We start from the raw sequence: 16,523 nt of genomic DNA, 5'->3' as shown, positions 1-16,523 counted from the left end.
CTCAGACCTTCTGCTTCTTCTGCTTCCCCTTCGGGACGCACGCGGGCGCCGACCACGCCACGTCCGGCGCCCGGCCCTGGTTGAGCCGCAGCACCGCGCCGACCTTGAAGCAGTAGGCGGTGTTCGGGCGCAGGCCCGGCATCGTCGCCGAGCGGGACCCGGCCTTCACCGTCACGATCGGGGTCGTCCCGGCGGGCTGCTGCTGGATGAGCAGGGGCAGGTCGCGGGCGGCGGGCGGGAGCGTCCAGATCAGGGCGGCGGCCCGGCCGACCGGCCTGGCGACGACCTTGCGCGGGCGCGCCGCGGCGAGCTGCGCGGGCGTGACCGGCTGCGCCGGGACGTCCGTGGACTGCCCCTGCGGGGCCGGTTCGGAGGTGCCCCCGTTCGGGGACGTCCGCGGCGGGTCTCCGTTCCCGGTCAGCGCGAGCGCCCCGACGCCGAGGCCGAGGCCGCCGACGAGCGCGACGCCCGCCGCGACGATGAGGCCCCGGCGCGGCCCGTCGTCCGCGCGGTGGTCCTGGCCGAGCCGCCGCGGGTCGGCGTGCGGCGTCGTATGGGGGGTCGTGTGGGGCGTTGTATAGGGGTTCGTGTGCGGGTCGGCGTGCGGCGTCGTGTACGCGCCGCTCGCGCGCGGGTCGCCCTGGACGGGCGGCGCCTGCTGGAGCGCGGCAGCGTGCCGCATCGGGGCGTCGTGGGGGAGGAGGGCGTCCGGCGAGCGCGGCGGGGCGGCGGCGTCCGGATGCCACGGGGACGGCGGCGCGGGCGCGGACGGTCCCTGCGCGGTCGGCGCCCACTCCGGGACGCGCGGCGGGCCCGTCCCGGCCGGGGGCGGCGACGGCTGGGAGGTGTCGGGGAACGTCAGCCGTGGCGTGTGCGCTCCCGACGACGAGTACCCGCCGGACGGGAACCCGCCGGACGACGAGCCCGGCCCGCCGTCCACCGGCGCGACCGGCAGGACGGCCCCGCTGCTGTGCGCGACGTCCGTGACCGGGAGCCCCAGCTCGGCCTGCACCCGCTGGAGGTCGCGCGCGAACTCCACGGCGGTCGCGAACCGCTGCTCGGGCGTCTTCGCCATGGCGCGCCCGATGACGTCCGCGACCTGCGGCGGGACGTCCCCGCGCGGGATCGGCGGCGGCGCGTCGTTCAGGATCCGCAGCATCAGCAGGGCGATGCCCTCGCCCGGCGGGCCCTTGAACGCGGGCCGCCCGGCGAGGAGCTGGTACAGCGTGGAGCCGAGCGAGTAGATGTCGCTGCCGACCCCGGGCTGCCTGCCCTCCAGGATCTCGGGCGCCGCGTGGTGCGGGGTGAACGCCTGCGTGTGGGTGGCGTCGAAGCTGTCGACGAGGCGGGCGATGCCGAAGTCGGCGAGCGCGGGTTCCCCGTACCGGGACAGCAGCACGTTCTGCGGCTTGACGTCGCGGTGCAGGACGTCGGTCTCGTGCGTGGCGGCGAGCGCGCCCGCCATCTTCACGCCGATGCGGAGGACGTCCGCGACGGGCAGCGGGCCCTCCCGCGCGAGCCGGTCGGTGAGCGCGCCGTGCTCGAAGTACTCCATCGCGATGTAGGGGCGCCCGGACCGGGTGGTGCCGGTGTCGAGCACGGTCACGATGTTCGGATGGCCGGACAGCCGCCCGGTGATCTTGCTCTCCCGCTGGAAGCGCCGCATCGCCGCGTCGTCGACCGAGCCGATGGACAGCACCTTCAGCGCGACCATCCGGTCGAGGCGCTCCTGGTGCGCCCGGTAGACGACGCTGAAGCCGCCCTCGCCGACCTGCTCCAGCACCCGGTAGCCGGGGACGTCCTCGGTCATGGGCAGGCGGGTCCCTCTCGGTGGCTCGGTCCGGGTCGCGGCGGGGGGCGCGATCTTTCGATGTCAGGCGGCCCGGGGAGGTTCCCCGGCGCTCGACAGCGTAGTACGGGGACGAAACGGGCGCGGCTGATCCCGGTGCGCCGGCCGCCGCCCGGCCGGCCGCCGGCGTCCGCTTCGTCCGAGGGAAACGGGCGGCGATTCCAAGGGCTGATTAATCAGTGTCCCAATTCCGTTCCGGGCCCCGCCGGGCGCGGCCTAGCCTCTGGTTTCGCGACGAAGGAACGGCCCGGAGGGAGCGGCCCGCCGTGACGGAGGACGTCCTGACGCATTCGGCGACGGAAACGCCGGCGGCGAAATCGGTTTATGGAGATCTTGTCCGGATGGCCTATTTCGTGCTGCCGGGACGGGGAAAGCGCGTCTACCGCCTCGCGGTCGCGCGCCGAATTGTGGACGGCACCGCGCGCGGCGCCCGCGACCGCTCGCCCGCCGGGTACGCGCGCCGCCGCACCCGCGTGCTGCGCCGCGCGATGCGGCCGTCCCGGCGGCTGCGCGTCGGGCTCGGGCCGTGGCTGCGGGCGCTGCCGCCGCGGCTGCCCGACCCGGCGCTGACCGCCGCGCTGGCGCGGCTCGACCCCGAGGTCCGGGTCGCCTACGTCCTGCGGCACGTGGAGGGGCTGCCGCGGTACGCCGTCCGCGACCAGCTCATCGAGCTGCGGGTGCGCGACCCGTGGGCGGCGATCCGGGCGGCGGACGCGACCCGGCCGCCGGGCGGACGGCGCCCCGAGCGGTTCGAGCCGGTGCTGCGCCCGGTCCGGACCCGCTCGGCGCTGCCGCTCGTCACCGCCGTCTTCCTCACCGCGGGCCTGGTCGCCGTGCTGGTCTCGACCGAGCACCACGCGCCCCGGCCGCGCGGCCCGCGCGTCGTGGCGGCCGCGCCGGACGCCTGGCGGCACGTCCGCGCGCTCGACGCCTGGCCCGCGCGCGGCGACCTCGTCCGCGACCCGGCGTTCACCGCCCGCGCCGCCCGCGCGTGGGCGGCCCCCGACGACCGGCGCGGCGTCCAGCTCCTCTACGCGGGGCACGTCGACGGGGTGCCCTTGGCCGTGCTGCGGCGCGGCGACCGGCTGGTCCGGTACGCGCGCGGCGACCTGGACGCCGTCGCCGCGCCCGCCGATCCGTCCGCGCCGATCCCGCTCGGCGGCGGGCGCTACCTCCTCGCGCCCTGGGACCCGCGTCCCGAGGCCCTGACCGGCGGCCCGCTCCCGGTCGCGGACGGGGTGACCGCCCCGGCCCGCGCCGCCACCGGCTGCGGGCGCGGCCCGCTCTTCCACGTCGGCGCGCGGACGGTCGGCGACCTCGGCGGCCCGCACCCCGCCGTCCTCGCCTACCACGGGCCGGACCATCGGCCGAGGGATGGGGAGCGTCCCGCCCGCCTGGGCGCGCACGGCCGCCGGGTCTGGAGCCGCCTCGCCTGCCTCGTCCGTCCGGACGCCCGGCCGGTCACCGAGGCGACGGCCTGGAACTTCTGGACGGGCACGCTCCCCGACAGCGGGAAGAAGGCCGACTGGGTGTGCACCCGCCTCGCCTCCTCCGGCGGGGCCGCCACCGCCCGCGCGACGCTGCTCGGCGCGGGCGACCGGGACACCGGGCCCTGCGACGCGCGGCGGCCGGTGAGCGGGACGCGGTGGCGGTCCCCGGCCGGCCGCTGGTACTACCTGGCCGCGGCGGGGCGCGGGCTCGTCCCGCACGCGAAGGGCGTCGCCCGCCCGGACACGCGGAACCGGCTGCTCGTCGCGCCCGGCCCGCGCGGCGCCCGCGTCACCCTGACCGCCCGCTGACGCGGCCCTCTTTCCGGCGCGGCCCCGGATCAGGGCGCGCTTACCGCGATCGGGCACACTAGGGGGACCGAACGAGATTCAGGGAGTCGCAGATGGGCAACGGGCCCCTCGCCGGAGTACGGGTGATCGAGCTGGCCGGGATCGGGCCGGGCCCGTTCGCCGCGATGCTGCTGGCCGACCTCGGCGCCGACGTGATCCGCGTGGACCGGGCGTCCACCGTCCGGGAGGGGGCGGCGTCCGGCGGCACCGACTTCACCAACCGCGGCAAGCGGTCGATCGCGGTCGACCTGAAGAACGACCTCGGCCGGGACGTCGTGCTCCGCCTCGTGGAGAAGTCCGACGTCCTGCTGGAGGGGTTCCGGCCCGGCGTCACCGAGCGGCTCGGCGTCGGCCCGGACGCCTGCCTCGCCCGCAACCCCCGCCTCGTCTACGGCCGGATGACCGGCTGGGGCCAGGACGGCCCGCTTGCCCACACGGCGGGCCACGACGTCGCCTACATCGCGGTCAGCGGCGCCCTGCACGCGATCGGCCGCGCCGGGGGACCGCCGCAGGTCCCGATCAACCTGCTCGGCGACTTCGCCGGGGGCAGCATGTACCTGGTCGTCGGCGTCCTCTCCGCGCTGCTCGAGGCGAAGCTCAGCGGGCGCGGCCAGGTCGTGGACGCCGCCATCGTCGACGGCGCGGCGCACCTTTCCACCTTCGTTCACGGCTTCCTCGCGGGCGGCCTCTGGGAGGACCGGCGCGGCGTCAACATGCTCGACACCGGCGCCCCCTGGTACGACGTCTACGAGACGGCGGACGGCGGACACATGGCGGTCGGCGCCATCGAGCCCCAGTTCTACGCCGAGTTCCTCCGCCTCCTCGGCCTTGCTGACGAGGACCTCCCCGCCCAGCATGACCGCGAGGGCTGGCCCGTCCTGCGCGACCGGTTCGCCGCCGAGTTCCGGACGAGGACCCGCGACGAGTGGACGGAGGTCTTCGTCCCGAGCGACGCCTGCGTGGCGCCCGTCCTGTCGATGACCGAGGCGGCGGAGCACCCGTACAACACGTCCCGCGACGTTTTCCCCGAGCTCGCCGGGCACCGCCAGCCCGCCCCGGCCCCGCGCTTCTCCCGCACGCCCGCCGGGACGGACGGCGTTCCCGTCCTGCCCGGCGGGCAGACCCGCGCCGTCCTGGAGGACCTCGGCTTCGAGGACGCCGAGACCCTCCTCAAGGAAGGCGCCGTGGCCCAAGCCTGATCCGTGTCAGGCCGCTTAGCGCGTTCTTTCCAGTCGAGGTTCCGCGACCACGGAAGCTGAGCCTTCGGCGGCGCGGCGGGGGAGTGCCACGGCGACGAGCGCGGCCAGCACGAACAGGCCCGCGCCGATCGCGAGGCTCAGGGTGAAGCCGTCGTTGAGCGCCGCCGGGGACGTGCCCGTCCCGGTGCGGTGCGCGGCGACGGTGGCGAGCGCGGCGACGCCGACGCATCCGCCGAGCTGCCGGGAGCTGTTCAGCAGGCCGGACGCCATGCCCGCCTCGCGCGCCGCGACGCCGGTCGTCGCGGCGGCGGCGACCGGCGCGAGGACGAGCCCGATGCCGACGCTCCCCACCGCCGACGGGCCGAGGACGTCGGTCAGGAAGCTCCCGTCCGGGCTCGCCAGCGCGAACCAGCCGAGCCCCGCCGCCGCGAGGACCGCCCCCGGGACCAGCGACGCGCGCGGCGACCGCGCCGCGCCGATCCGGGTGGCGGCGACCGTGCCGAGCACGACCCCGGCGGAGAACGGGAGGAAGGCCGCGCCGGTCGCGGCGGCGCCCATCCCGAGCACCTCCTGCATGTACAGCGACACGAAGTAGAACCCGGCGAACTGGCCCGCCGCCGCGAGGAAGACGATCACGTTCGCGCCGCCCACCCAGCGGCTCCGCAGCAGGCCGAGCCGGACGAGCGGCGACCGCGTCCGCGCCTCCACGGCGACGAACGCGGTGAGCAGCGCGAACGCGGCGGCGAGCGTCCCGAGGGTCGCGGCGGACGTCCAGCCCCGGACGTCGGTGCGGACGACCCCGAACACCAGCAGCCCGATCCCGGACGTGGCGAGCACCGCGCCGAGGACGTCCATCCGCTCCCGGGGCCCGGGGTCCCGCGACTCGCGCACGCCCGCCGGGACGAGCGCCAGCGCGACCGCCACGATCGGCAGGTTGACGAACATCACCCACCGCCAGCCCGCGTACTCGGTGAGCACGCCGCCCGCGAGGACGCCGAGCGCCCCGCCCGCCGCGTTCACCGCGCTCCACACGCCGAGCGCGCGGACGCGGGCGCGGCCCTCGGTGAACGTGGTGGCGAGCATCGCGAGGGCGGCGGGCGCGACCGCCGCCGCGGCGAGGCCCTGCCCGGCGCGGGCGGCGATGAGCTGCCACGGCGCCTGCGCCAGCCCGCCCGCGAGCGAGCAGAGCCCGAACAGGGCGAGCCCGCCGACGAACAGGCGGCGCCGCCCGTACAGGTCGCAGGCCCGGCCGCCGAGCAGCAGGAACCCGCCGAAGGCGAGGGCGTAGACGTGCACGACCCACGCGAGGTCGACGGGCGCGAAGCCGAGCGAGGCCCGGACGGCGGGCAGCGCGACGTTGACCACGGCCATGTCCAGCGCGACGACGAACTGGGCGGCGGACGCGGCCGCCAGCACCGCCGCGGGCCGTCCCCGATTATTTTTATACATGTAAGAAAAGTAGCCCGGCCCACCGCCGGTTGTCGAGCGGGAATGATGGAGCGCATGCCGCAGCCGCCCGTCCAGCCGCCGTCCGCGCCGCGCGGCAGGCCGCCGCGCATCTCCCGCGCGGAGATCGTCGCGGCCGCCCGCCGGATCGTGGACGAGGAGGGCGTGGACCGCCTGACCATGCGCCGCCTGGCCCGGGACGTCGGAAGCACGCCCATGGCCATCTACCACCACGTCCGCGACAAGGAGGAGCTGCTCGTCCTGCTGCTGGACGACTACGCCGCCCGGTCGCTGCGCAGGCCCGAACTGCCCGCCGACCCGCGCGAGCGCGTCATCGTCCTCGCCACCGCGATCCGCGACGTCCTCGCCGCCTACCCGTGGGTCGTGGAGCTGCTGTCCGCCGACGACCTGATGGCGCGGTCGGCGCTCTGGTACGTCGAGCGGATCATCGACGCGCTCGTGGAGTGCGGGCTCGGCGTCGAGCGGGCCGTCCACGCCTACCGGGCGATCTGGTACCACATGGCGGGGGAGCTGATGATCCGCGCGTCGTCCGGCCGCAGGCGCGACCGCGACGGCCGTCCCACCTACCGCGACCGCGTGTTCGCCGACCTCGACCCGGACGAGCTGCCCAGGCTGGCCTCGCTCGGCGGGCGCTGGGCGTCCCTCACCGCCGAGGACACCTACCTCGACGGCCTGCGCGCCCTCGTCGACGGGCTGGTCCGGGCGGGCTGAGACCCGGTTGCACGCCGGAAAGGCGGACGCCGCCTCCCCGGCCCGTGCTCACAGCGGTGGCACGGAGTGGGAAGGCGGCGTCGCACCCTCGGGCGGTGTCAGCCGACCGCGTCGGAGACCGCCGCGGACCACAGCCCGAGAGCCTCGTCGACCTGCTCCGCGGTGACGATCAGCGGCGGGATCATCCGCACGACGTTCCCGTACGCGCCGCAGGTCAGCAGGAGGAGGCCGCGCTCGGCGGCGGCCTTGTGCGCGCGCTGCGCGGCGGCCGCGTCGGGCTCGCCGTCCGCGCCGGTGAACTCGCTCGCCTGCATCAGCCCGAGCCCGCGCACGTCGCCGATCACGGGGTGGTCGGCGGCGACCTTGCGGAGCCCGTCGCCCAGCCGCGCGCCCTGCCGGGCCGAGTTGCCGACGAGGTCCTCGTCCTGGACGACCCGCAGCGTCGCGAGCGCGGCGGCGCAGGACACCGCGTTGCCGCCGTAGGTGCCGCCCTGCGAGCCCGGCCACGCCTTCTCCATCAGCGCCGCCGGGGCCGCGATCGCCGACAGCGGGAACCCGCTGGCCAGCCCCTTCGCGGTGATCAGGACGTCGGGGCGCGCCGCCGAGTGCTGGTGGCCCCAGAAGCGCCCGGTGCGGCCGAAGCCGGTCTGGACCTCGTCCACGATCAGCAGGACGCCGTGCCGGTCGGCGCGCTCGCGCAGCCCTTCGAGGAACGCGGGCGGCGCCGGGATGTAGCCGCCCTCGCCGAGCACCGGCTCGACCATGAACGCGGCCGTGTCGGACGCGGGGCTCACCGTCGCGAGCAGGTAGTCGAGTTCGCGGAGCGCGAACCGGACGGCCTCGTCCTCGGACCAGCCGTACCGGTACGCCTGCGGGAACGGCGCGACGGCGACGCCCGGCATCAGCGGGCCGATCCCGGCGCGGAACTTGGTGCCGGCCGTGGTGAGCGCGGCGGCGCCCATCGTCCGGCCGTGGAAGGAGCCGTGGAAGACGACGATGTTCTGCCGTCCGGTGGCGTGCCTGGCCAGCCGGATGGACGCCTCGACCGCCTCGCTTCCGCTGTTGAGGAAGAACAGGGAGTCGAGGCCGTCCGGGAGCACCTCGCCGAGCGCGTCGACGAGCCGCAGCAGCGGCTCGTGCATGACCGTCGTGTACTGGCCGTGGATCAGCTTCGCGACCTGCTGCTGCGCCGCCTCGACCACGCGCGGGTGGCAGTGCCCGGTGTTGGTGACGCCGATGCCCGCGGTGAAGTCCAGGTGGCGGTTGCCGCCCGTGTCGTAGAGGTACACGCCCTCGCCGCGCTCGGCCAGGACGGGGGTCGCCTGCTTGAGCAGGGGTGAGAGCGTCGCCATGCGTCCCTCCGATGATCAGGTCTGGCGGTAGATTGTCGACAATCTGCAATGTAGGTGGTCGGTCGGCCGACTGTCCAGTGGCCCGCGCGCTAGGTGACGCGGAGCCGGTCGATGGAGTCGGTCATGTGCTCCTCGATGAGCTTCAGCAGCCGCTCCTCCTCGCCGTCGCCGATCGCGTCGACCAGCCTGCGGTGCTCCTCGACCAGCTCGGACGGCTCGGGATAGGTGTCCTGCAGGGCGTTCAGGCACATCCGCGTCTCGACCAGCAGCGTGTGCGCCATCCGCTCCAGCCGCTGGCTCCCGGACGAGCTGACCAGCACCTCGTGGAACGCCTGGTCGGCGTCGCTCATCGCGACCCGGTCGCGCTGGCTCGCGGCGTCCACCAGGGCGTCGAGGGCGTCGGTGAGGCGGGCCACCGCCTCGCCCCGGTTCCGCTCCATGATGAGGCGGCACGCCTCCCGCTCGATCGCGAGCCGGGCGAGGTAGACGTCCTCGACGTCGCCCTCGTCCAGCGTGATCACGAAGAGTCCGCGGTGCGGCTCGCTGACCAGCAGCCCCTCCTGGACGAGCCGCTGCATCGCCTCGCGCAGCGGGCCGCGGCTGATGCCGAGCCGCCCGGCGAGCTCGGCCTCGCCGAGCTGGGCGCCGGGCGGCAGCGAGCCGTACATGATCGCCGAGCGCAGCTCGTCCGAGACGATCTCGACGGTGGACTTCCGGGGGACAGGTTCCAGCTCACCCAACTGGCCCATTGCTGCGGGCCCCTTTCGTTTTATCGCTGCGGGGTACTGCTTCCCCGCTCGTCATCAGACGCGGCGCCGGGGACGGGGGCGGGCACCGCGAACAGCCTGCCGAACCCGGTGCGCGGCGCGAGCCCCGCCGGGCCCGCCGCGAGGCGCAGACCCTCCCACACGCTCACCTGGTTCGCGGTCAGCACGGGCTTGCCGACCCGCGCCTCCAGCTCGTCGAGCCAGGACACGGTGTGCAGCGCGGTGTCGGGCACCAGCACCGCCTCGGCGTCCGGGTGGTCGTTGGCCGCGACGAAGTCGAGCACCTCGTCCCGGCCGAGGGTGCCGACCTCGGCGGCGGTGACGATGCCGCGGCAGGACAGCGCCACGACCTCGATCCCGGCGTGGCCGAGGAAGGCGACGAACCGCTCCGCGACGTCGGCCGGGTAGGTCGCGGCGACCGCGACCCTCGTCAGGCCGAGCGCCTGGGCGGCGTGCACGAACGCGAAGGACGTGCTGGACGCTGGCACCCCCGCGGCCTCCGCGACGCCCGCGACCTGCTGGGCCGCGCCGTCCCAGCCGAAGACGAAGCTCCCGCTGGTGCACGCCCACACGGCGGCCTGGACGCCGGTGCCGCGCAGCGTCCGGGCCCCGTCGCCGAGGACGTCGGCGCCGCCGATGTCGAGCAGCGCGTCGACGCGGTGGGCGTCCTCCCGCATGAGCGTGTGCACGACCGGCAGGCTCACCCCGCCGAGGGCGCGCTCGATGGCCGGGTAGTCGTCCTCGGCGCTGAAGCCGGGGTAGAGGAAGCCGGCGCTCAAGGAGTTCTGACGCATGGGATCGCTCATCCTAACGCTCGTGTCGATCATGCCGCGGTGGACGGGGCGAGCCGCACCAGCGACTGCCCGGGACCGGCCGCCGAGCGGCCCATCGCGCGCAGCGCCGTGCACATCGTCACCTGGTTGGCGGTGAGGACCGGCTTGCCGATCATCTGCTCCAGCGGCGCGATGATGTCGTAGGTCGGCACGTTCGTGCAGCTGATGTAGACCGCGTCGGCCTCCGGTCGGTCGACCGACGACACCGCTGAGACGATCTCGCCGTAGCCGACCTTCCAGATGTGGCTGAGCAGCCCCATCCCGACCGACGACACGACCTCGATGCCGTACTCGTCGAGAAACGACACCAGCCGCTCGGTGACGGCGTCGATGTACGGGGTGACGACCGCGATCCGCCGGACGTCGAGCAGCCGCAGCGACTCGACGAGCGCCCCGGACGTCGTCGTCGACACGGGCGCGCCCGCGGCCGTCATGGCCTGGTTGAGCTGCAGCTCGCCCGCCTTGCCGCGGATGAAGCTGCCGGACGCGCAGGCGTAGGCGACCGCGAGCGGCTCCGGGGCGAGCACGTCCCGGGTCGCCTGCCGGACGATGGACTGGTCCGACAGCGCGGACGCCATCTCCACCGTGACCGGCACCGGCACGTAGGGGAGGCGGGTCATGAAGAGGGACACGTCGTCGGGAGTCCACCGCCACAGCTCGCGGTCGAGGGCGAAGTCGAAGGGCGCGACCACGCCGATGCCGTGCTGGGCGAGCAGCTCGGGGCCGACGACCAGCGTGGGGTCGAATGCCATCTGCGGGGCCACCGCTCTAGGACTCGGCGCGGCTGTAGACCAGCCGCTCGCCGACGCCGCCGGACCGCCACACGTCGTTGCACGCCTCGGCCATCCGGTCGAGACCGTCCACGATCGTCGCGTAGACGTTGCCGGGCACCCAGCCGACGTCCCCGTTGAGCAGCAGGTTGTTGCGCCCGTAGAAGATCGCGAGATCGATGACGCCGGGCAGCCCGTGGATGCCCTTCTCCTCCTTGAACCGCCGGTCGAGCATGCCGCCGGCGAACGAGAAGAACACGACGTCGCCGGGGATCGGCGTGACGGTGGGGTTCTCCAGGCCGACCTCGTCCTCGGTGAACCGCTCGACCATCGTGTAGACCTCGTTGCGGGCGTACTTGGCGTGGTAGGCGTCGCCGCCGAGGGGCAGGGAGCGCCACACGGCCTCGCACGTCCGCGGCGCGTCCTTCTCCAGCAGTTCCGCGACGCATGAGACGCCGCGGCGCTCCAGAGTGATGGTCATGAGCTTGGGCATGCTGGGACCTCCCCGTGCACAGGGGTGGGCGAGAGCGTCGCCACCCGAAGGACTCTCCGTGTTTCGGTGGGGGAGATCCCCCACGGCAGTTAGAGCGCTCTGGGATCCGTCCTGGCCTCATGGCAGCGGTTGCGACGGTCTTACAGCACACGATCTCGTTGCGGTGACCGGGGCTGGCGGGGCACCGCGCTGATTGTTGACAATCCTACGAACGCTTCCTAGCGTGTCAATGCCTCCCCGAGTTGCCTTCACGTAAATTCACCACTCCCTGAAAGTGGCGCCGATGGAGCATGCCCTGCCCACACCCGCCGCGCCGCCCCGCGTGGTGGTGCTCACGGGGGACGTCCGGCCCCGCGAGATGGCCGAGGCCGAGCGGCTCGGCCGCGTCCGCTACGTACGCGAACCGCAGCTCGCGGACGCCCTGCCGGACGCCGACGTGTTCTTCATGTGGGATTTCTTGTCCGACGCGGTGGCCGGTTCGTGGCCGTCCGCGGGCGGCCCGTCCTGGGTCCATATCGCGAGCGCCGGGGTCGACCGGCTGGCCTTCCCCGCCCTCACGGAAAGTGATGTGGTTGTCACCAACTCGCGAGGCGTCTTCGACGAACCGATCGCAGAATACGTCCTCGGGCTGGTGCTCGCGTTCGCCAAGGACCTCGGCACGACCGTCCGGCTCCAGGGGGAGCGGCGCTGGCGGCACCGCGAGACCGAGCGGATCACCGGCGCCCGCGCGCTCGTCGTCGGCACCGGGCCGATCGGCCGCGCGATCGCCCGCCGGCTGTCGGCGGCGGGCCTCGCCGTCTGCGGCGCGGGCCGCACCGCCCGCGACGGCGACCCCGACTTCGGGGTCGTGAAGTCGGTGGCGGCGCTCGGCGAGGCGCTCGCCGAGGCCGACTACGTCGTGCTGGCGGCGCCCCTGACCGCGCAGACCCGCGGCATGGTCGACGCCGCCGCGCTGGACCGGATGCGGCCGTCCGCCCGGCTGATCAACGTCGGGCGCGGCGGGCTGGTCGCCGAGCCCGACCTCGTCAAGGCCCTGTCCGCCGGGCGCATCGCGGGCGCGGCGCTCGACGTGTTCGAGGACGAGCCGCTCCCGCCCTCCTCTCCGCTGTGGGACATGCCGAACGTGATCGTCTCCCCGCACATGTCCGGCGACGTCGTCGGCTGGCGGGACGAGCTGGTCCACCTGTTCACCGAGAACCTCGGCCGCTACGTGTCCGGGCGTCCGCTCCGCAACGTCGTCGACAAGCGGCTCGGCTACGTCGGCTCCGACGCCGGACCGAACCACGGGGGACCGAACCACGAGGGTCAGAACCAGAGGGGGTAGCCATGACCGACGCGGCCGACCTGACCGCGACCGAACTGCTCGCGGCGTATGAGGCGGGGGCGCTGTCCCCGGTCGAGGCGGCCGAGGCCGTCCTCGCCCGGATCGACCGCGACGATCCGGAGCTCGACGCCTTCTGCCTGGTCGACCCGGACACCACCCTCGACATGGCCCGCGCGGCGGCCGACCGGAGGCGGCGCGGCGCGGCGCTCGGCGCGCTGGACGGCGTGCCCGTCTCGATCAAGGACGTCTTCCTCACCCGCGGCTGGCCCACCCTGCGCGGCTCCACCACGATCGACCCGGCGGGCCCCTGGGACGAGGACTCGCCCGCCGTCGCCCGCCTCCGCGAGCAGGGCGCCGTGTTCGTCGGCAAGACGACCACGCCCGAGTTCGCGTGGAAGGGCGTCACCGACGGCCCGCTGACCGGCGTCACGCGCAACCCGTGGGACCCGTCCCGCACGCCCGGCGGGTCGAGCGGCGGCGCGGCCGCGGCCGTCGCGGCGGGCATGGCGCCGCTCGCGCTCGGCACGGACGGCGGCGGCTCGGTCCGCATCCCGGCCGCGTTCACCGGCACCTTCACGATCAAGCCGACGTACGGGCGCGTCCCGCACTACCCGGTGAGCCCGTTCGGCACGCTCGCGCACACCGGCCCGATGACCAACACCGTCGCGGACGCGGCGCTGCTCCTCGACGCGATCTGCGGCGCGGACGGCCGGGACTGGTCGGCGCTGCCGCCGCCGGACGTCCTGTTCGCCGAGGGCGGACCGGACGACCTGACCGGCCTGCGCGTCGCGTTCAGCCCCGACCTCGGGTTCGCGCGGGTCGACCCCGAGGTCACGGCGTCCGTCGCGGCGGCGGCCGAGGCGTTCGCGGCGCTGGGCGCGAAGGTCGAGCAGGCCGATCCGGGCTTCGCCGACCCGGTCGAGGCGTTCGAGGTGCTCTGGTTCGCGGGCGCGGCGAAGGTCGTCGAGCACCTGTCCGCGGCGGAGCGCGAGCGGCTCGACCCGGGGCTGCGGGAGATCTGCGAGCAGGGCGCGCGGTACTCGGCCGTCGACTACCTGACGGCGACGGCCCGCCGGATGGACCTCGGCCGCCTGATGGGCCTCTTCCACGAGCGCTACGACCTGCTGCTCACCCCGACGATGCCGATCGCCGCGTTCGAGGCGGGCGCGGAGGTCCCGGCGGGCTCGCCGTCCCCGCGATGGACGAGCTGGACCCCGTTCACCTACCCGTTCAACATGACGCAGCAGCCCGCCGCGAGCGTGCCCTGCGGCTTCACCTCGGAGGGACTGCCGATCGGCCTCCAGGTCGTCGGCGCCCGGCACGCCGACGCCCTGGTCATGGCCGCCTGCGCCGCCTACGAGCGGGCCTACCCGTGGAAGCGGTTCAGCCGAACGTGATCACGGCGCGGCCGCCGCGGTGCGCGCCCTCGTCCATCGCGGCGAGGACGCGCGGCGCGTCGTCCAGCGTGACCGGGGTCACCTCGGGGACGATCCCGTGCGCCACCGCGAACGCGAGCGTGTCCCGCAGGTCGTGCGGCGAGCCGGACGGGACGCCCATGATCCGCTGCCGGTTCATCACCAGCGCGACCGGCGGGACGCTGATGTTCTCGGCGCCGACGCCGAGGAAGAGCAGCGTGCCGCCGGGGCGCAGGCCGCCGAAAGCGGCGAGCCCGGCGGCGGTGTCGGGCGTGGTGTTGACCACCACATCGGCGCCGCCCCAGCCGTTCAGCGCGTCGGCCGGGTCTTGGTCGGCGGTCGCGACGAACAGCTCGGCGCCCGCGTCCAGCGCGGCCTTCTCGGCGCGGTCGGAGCGCGAGACGACCGCGACCCGCGCGCCCATCGCGGCGGCGAAGCGGAGGGCCATCGTCCCGACGCCGCCGGTGCCGACGACGGCGACCTTCGACCCGGCCGCGACGCCCGCCTGCCGCAGGCCGTTGAAACCGGTGATCCCGGCGCACATCAGCGGCGCGCCCGCGACCGGGTCGAGGCCCTCCGGGAGCGGGGTGACGAAACCGGCGCGGGCGACGAAGTACTCGGCGTAGCCGCCGTCGGTGGTGACGCCCGTGATCTGCTTCGGCGCGCCCGTGCACAGGATCTGGTCGCCGCGGACGCACTGGTCGCAGTGCCCGCAGGACCCGTGGATCCAGGCGGCGCCCACGGGCGTGCCGACCCCGGGCCAGTCGACGCCCGTGCCGAGCGCGGCGACGACGCCGCTTATCTCGTGCCCGGGGACGGCGGGGAACGCCGCGAACGGGTAGTGGCCCTGGAACTGGCTCACCTCGGAGTAGCACATCCCGCAGGCGGTCACCTTGACGAGGATCTCGCCGGGGCCGGGCTCGGGGACGTCCCGCTCGACGATCTCAAGCGGCTTGCCGGGGGCGGAAAGCACAGCGCTGCGCATGGCGCATCCCTCTCGGTCGTCAGGTGTGGTGCCGCTGTCTTTAACGGCGGTATAGCAACGACTATAGCTCTGCTAATCACGATTGCAAACGGCGCTCGACCGATGTCTGTAACATTGATTTCGTGACCGCTCCGAAGGACCCCGACACGCGCGCCCGGATCGTCCGCGCCGCCGCGCGGCTGCTCGCCGAGGCGGGCGGCGGGGACGTCTCGACCCGCGCCGTCTGCGCCGCCGCGGGCGTCGGCGCGCCGACCCTCTACCACCACTTCGGCGACAAGGCCGGGCTGCTCGACGCGGTCGCCGCCCACGGGTTCGAGCGGTACCTGGCGAGCAAGCGCGCCCAGGCCCCGACCGGCGACCCCGTCGACGACCTGCGCCAGGGCTGGGACGTCCACGTCGAGTTCGGCCGGACGCACCCCGAGCTCTACACGCTGATGTACGGGACGCCCCGCCGCCCGCCCATCGCGAAGGAGGCGCACGCCATCCTGCTCGGGCTGGTCGAGGCCGTCGCCCGCGCCGGGCGGCTGCGCGTGCCGGTCGGCACCGCCGCCGGGATGATCGGCGCGGCCGGGGCCGGGGTCACGCTCCTGCTCATCTCCGGCGAGGGCGGCGCGGACCTCTCCGAGCGGACGCGCGAGGCGGTCCTCGCGGCGATCACCGTCCCGGCGGGGGAGCCGGAGGAAACGGCGGCCTCGTCGGCGGCCCAGCGCGCCGTGGCGCTGCGGGCCGCGCTGCGGGCGGACCCGCCGTCGCGGCTCAGCGGTCCCGAGGCGGCGCTGCTCGGCGAATGGCTCGACCGGATCGCCGCGGGCGAGCCCTAGCGGACGTCCGGGGAGCTACTCGTCGCCGGAGTCGCGCTCCAGTTCCTTCTGCCGCTTCGCCAGCTCCTTCTGCTGCTTCGTCCGGCGGCGCTTCACCCCGACGCCGCCCCAGAACGCGAAGCCCCTGACGACGACCGTGGGCGCGCCGGGCACGCCGGGGCCGCTCGCCCGCTGGTCGAACCCGCCCATGATGCCGATGCCGTTGACGTGCACGGTCACGTCGTCCGGGACGATGATCTCGAACCCGCCCATCAGCGCGAGCGCGGTGATCGTGGTCACCGGCTCGGTGAACCGCGCCTCCCGCAGGTCGATCTTGCCGCCGCCCCAGAACGCGAACGCGCGGAACCGCCGGGGCACGTTCCACACGCCCGACCTGCGGAAACCGCTCATGACGCCGATCCCGGTCGACCAGGACGGGGCGCCCTCCACCGGCCGCCGGTCCGGGGCGCCGGACACCGGGGCGGACGACGGCGGGACCGCGTCGCCGGGCGACGGCAGGTCGCGGGTGATCGGCGCCAGGTCCGCGTAGGTCTTGGCCGCGTACACCGCGTCCAGCCGCTCGTCGAGCTCGGCGAGGGTCAGCCGCCCGTCGCCCGCCGCGTCCCGCAGCACCTGGGCGACCCGCTCGCGGTCGGCGTCACCGGCCCGCATCTCCGGCGTCCCGGACGCGCCGGAGGGCTCGGGGAGGTTCGTCATGCG

15 protein-coding genes are annotated in these 16,523 nt (G+C 74.9%); 6 read left to right on the top strand and 9 right to left on the bottom strand.

What is annotated here, in order from left to right; all coding sequences use genetic code 11:
• Nucleotide 1 precedes the first annotated feature (1 nt).
• Nucleotides 2-1,810, bottom strand: a complete 1,809-nt coding sequence (locus FXF68_RS26840; protein ID WP_148763915.1) for a serine/threonine-protein kinase — start codon at nucleotides 1,808-1,810, stop codon at nucleotides 2-4.
• Between the two features lie 380 nt (nucleotides 1,811-2,190).
• Here FXF68_RS26840 and FXF68_RS26835 point away from each other — a divergent pair, with 380 nt between their 5' ends.
• On the top strand, nucleotides 2,191-3,648 hold the full coding sequence (locus FXF68_RS26835) for a hypothetical protein (RefSeq protein ID WP_148763913.1): 1,458 nt from the start codon (nucleotides 2,191-2,193) through the stop codon (nucleotides 3,646-3,648).
• 92 nt (nucleotides 3,649-3,740) lie between these two features.
• A complete protein-coding gene (locus FXF68_RS26830; RefSeq protein ID WP_148763911.1) occupies nucleotides 3,741-4,886 on the top strand; it encodes a CaiB/BaiF CoA transferase family protein in 1,146 nt (381 codons plus the stop codon).
• A 15-nt stretch (nucleotides 4,887-4,901) separates the two neighbouring features.
• Here FXF68_RS26830 and FXF68_RS26825 read toward each other — a convergent pair whose 3' ends face one another.
• Nucleotides 4,902-6,335, bottom strand: coding sequence for an MFS transporter (locus FXF68_RS26825; protein WP_148763909.1), 1,434 nt, complete (start codon nucleotides 6,333-6,335; stop codon nucleotides 4,902-4,904).
• A 54-nt stretch (nucleotides 6,336-6,389) separates the two neighbouring features.
• Here FXF68_RS26825 and FXF68_RS26820 point away from each other — a divergent pair, with 54 nt between their 5' ends.
• Complete coding sequence (locus FXF68_RS26820; RefSeq protein ID WP_148763907.1) at nucleotides 6,390-7,064, top strand: TetR/AcrR family transcriptional regulator; 675 nt, start codon at nucleotides 6,390-6,392, stop codon at nucleotides 7,062-7,064.
• Nucleotides 7,065-7,162: 98 nt separating this feature from the next.
• Here the strand turns inward: FXF68_RS26820 and FXF68_RS26815 are convergent, their stop codons facing one another.
• From FXF68_RS26815 to FXF68_RS26795, 5 genes are all read right to left on the bottom strand, one after another.
• Nucleotides 7,163-8,416, bottom strand: a complete 1,254-nt coding sequence (locus FXF68_RS26815) for an aspartate aminotransferase family protein (protein ID WP_148763905.1) — start codon at nucleotides 8,414-8,416, stop codon at nucleotides 7,163-7,165.
• 89 nt (nucleotides 8,417-8,505) lie between these two features.
• Entirely contained in the window at nucleotides 8,506-9,165 is a 660-nt protein-coding gene (locus FXF68_RS26810) for a GntR family transcriptional regulator (protein ID WP_148763903.1), read from the bottom strand.
• A 20-nt stretch (nucleotides 9,166-9,185) separates the two neighbouring features.
• Nucleotides 9,186-9,977, bottom strand: a complete 792-nt coding sequence (locus FXF68_RS26805) for a maleate cis-trans isomerase family protein (RefSeq protein WP_148763902.1) — start codon at nucleotides 9,975-9,977, stop codon at nucleotides 9,186-9,188.
• A gap of 29 nt (nucleotides 9,978-10,006) precedes the next feature.
• Complete coding sequence (locus FXF68_RS26800; protein ID WP_148763900.1) at nucleotides 10,007-10,768, bottom strand: maleate cis-trans isomerase family protein; 762 nt, start codon at nucleotides 10,766-10,768, stop codon at nucleotides 10,007-10,009.
• 16 nt (nucleotides 10,769-10,784) lie between these two features.
• Entirely contained in the window at nucleotides 10,785-11,267 is a 483-nt protein-coding gene (locus FXF68_RS26795; protein ID WP_222870134.1) for a DUF3830 family protein, read from the bottom strand.
• A 295-nt stretch (nucleotides 11,268-11,562) separates the two neighbouring features.
• Between FXF68_RS26795 and FXF68_RS26790 the strand changes: the two genes are divergently transcribed.
• Complete coding sequence (locus FXF68_RS26790) at nucleotides 11,563-12,603, top strand: D-2-hydroxyacid dehydrogenase (RefSeq protein ID WP_148763896.1); 1,041 nt, start codon at nucleotides 11,563-11,565, stop codon at nucleotides 12,601-12,603.
• Between the two features lie 2 nt (nucleotides 12,604-12,605).
• Nucleotides 12,606-14,000, top strand: a complete 1,395-nt coding sequence (locus FXF68_RS26785) for an amidase (RefSeq protein ID WP_148763894.1) — start codon at nucleotides 12,606-12,608, stop codon at nucleotides 13,998-14,000.
• Here the strand turns inward: FXF68_RS26785 and FXF68_RS26780 are convergent.
• Nucleotides 13,987-15,003, bottom strand: a complete 1,017-nt coding sequence (locus FXF68_RS26780; RefSeq protein ID WP_148763893.1) for an alcohol dehydrogenase catalytic domain-containing protein — start codon at nucleotides 15,001-15,003, stop codon at nucleotides 13,987-13,989. The two genes, FXF68_RS26785 and FXF68_RS26780, sit on opposite strands and share 14 nt — an antisense overlap.
• A 122-nt stretch (nucleotides 15,004-15,125) precedes the next feature.
• On the opposite strand from FXF68_RS26780, the gene FXF68_RS26775 reads away from it, so the two are divergent.
• Nucleotides 15,126-15,824 (top strand): TetR/AcrR family transcriptional regulator, encoded by a 699-nt coding sequence (locus FXF68_RS26775; protein WP_148763891.1) that lies wholly within the window; start codon nucleotides 15,126-15,128, stop codon nucleotides 15,822-15,824.
• Between the two features lie 15 nt (nucleotides 15,825-15,839).
• Here the strand turns inward: FXF68_RS26775 and FXF68_RS26770 are convergent, their stop codons facing one another.
• Entirely contained in the window at nucleotides 15,840-16,520 is a 681-nt protein-coding gene (locus FXF68_RS26770; RefSeq protein ID WP_246178958.1) for a DUF1707 SHOCT-like domain-containing protein, read from the bottom strand.
• Nucleotides 16,521-16,523 lie beyond the last annotated feature (3 nt).

This window comes from Actinomadura decatromicini (genome assembly GCF_008121305.1).
Taxonomy (GTDB): domain Bacteria; phylum Actinomycetota; class Actinomycetes; order Streptosporangiales; family Streptosporangiaceae; genus Spirillospora; species Spirillospora syzygii.
The sequence above is the reverse complement of the archived record's forward strand: the minus strand, read 5'-3'. Positions and strand labels throughout refer to the sequence as shown.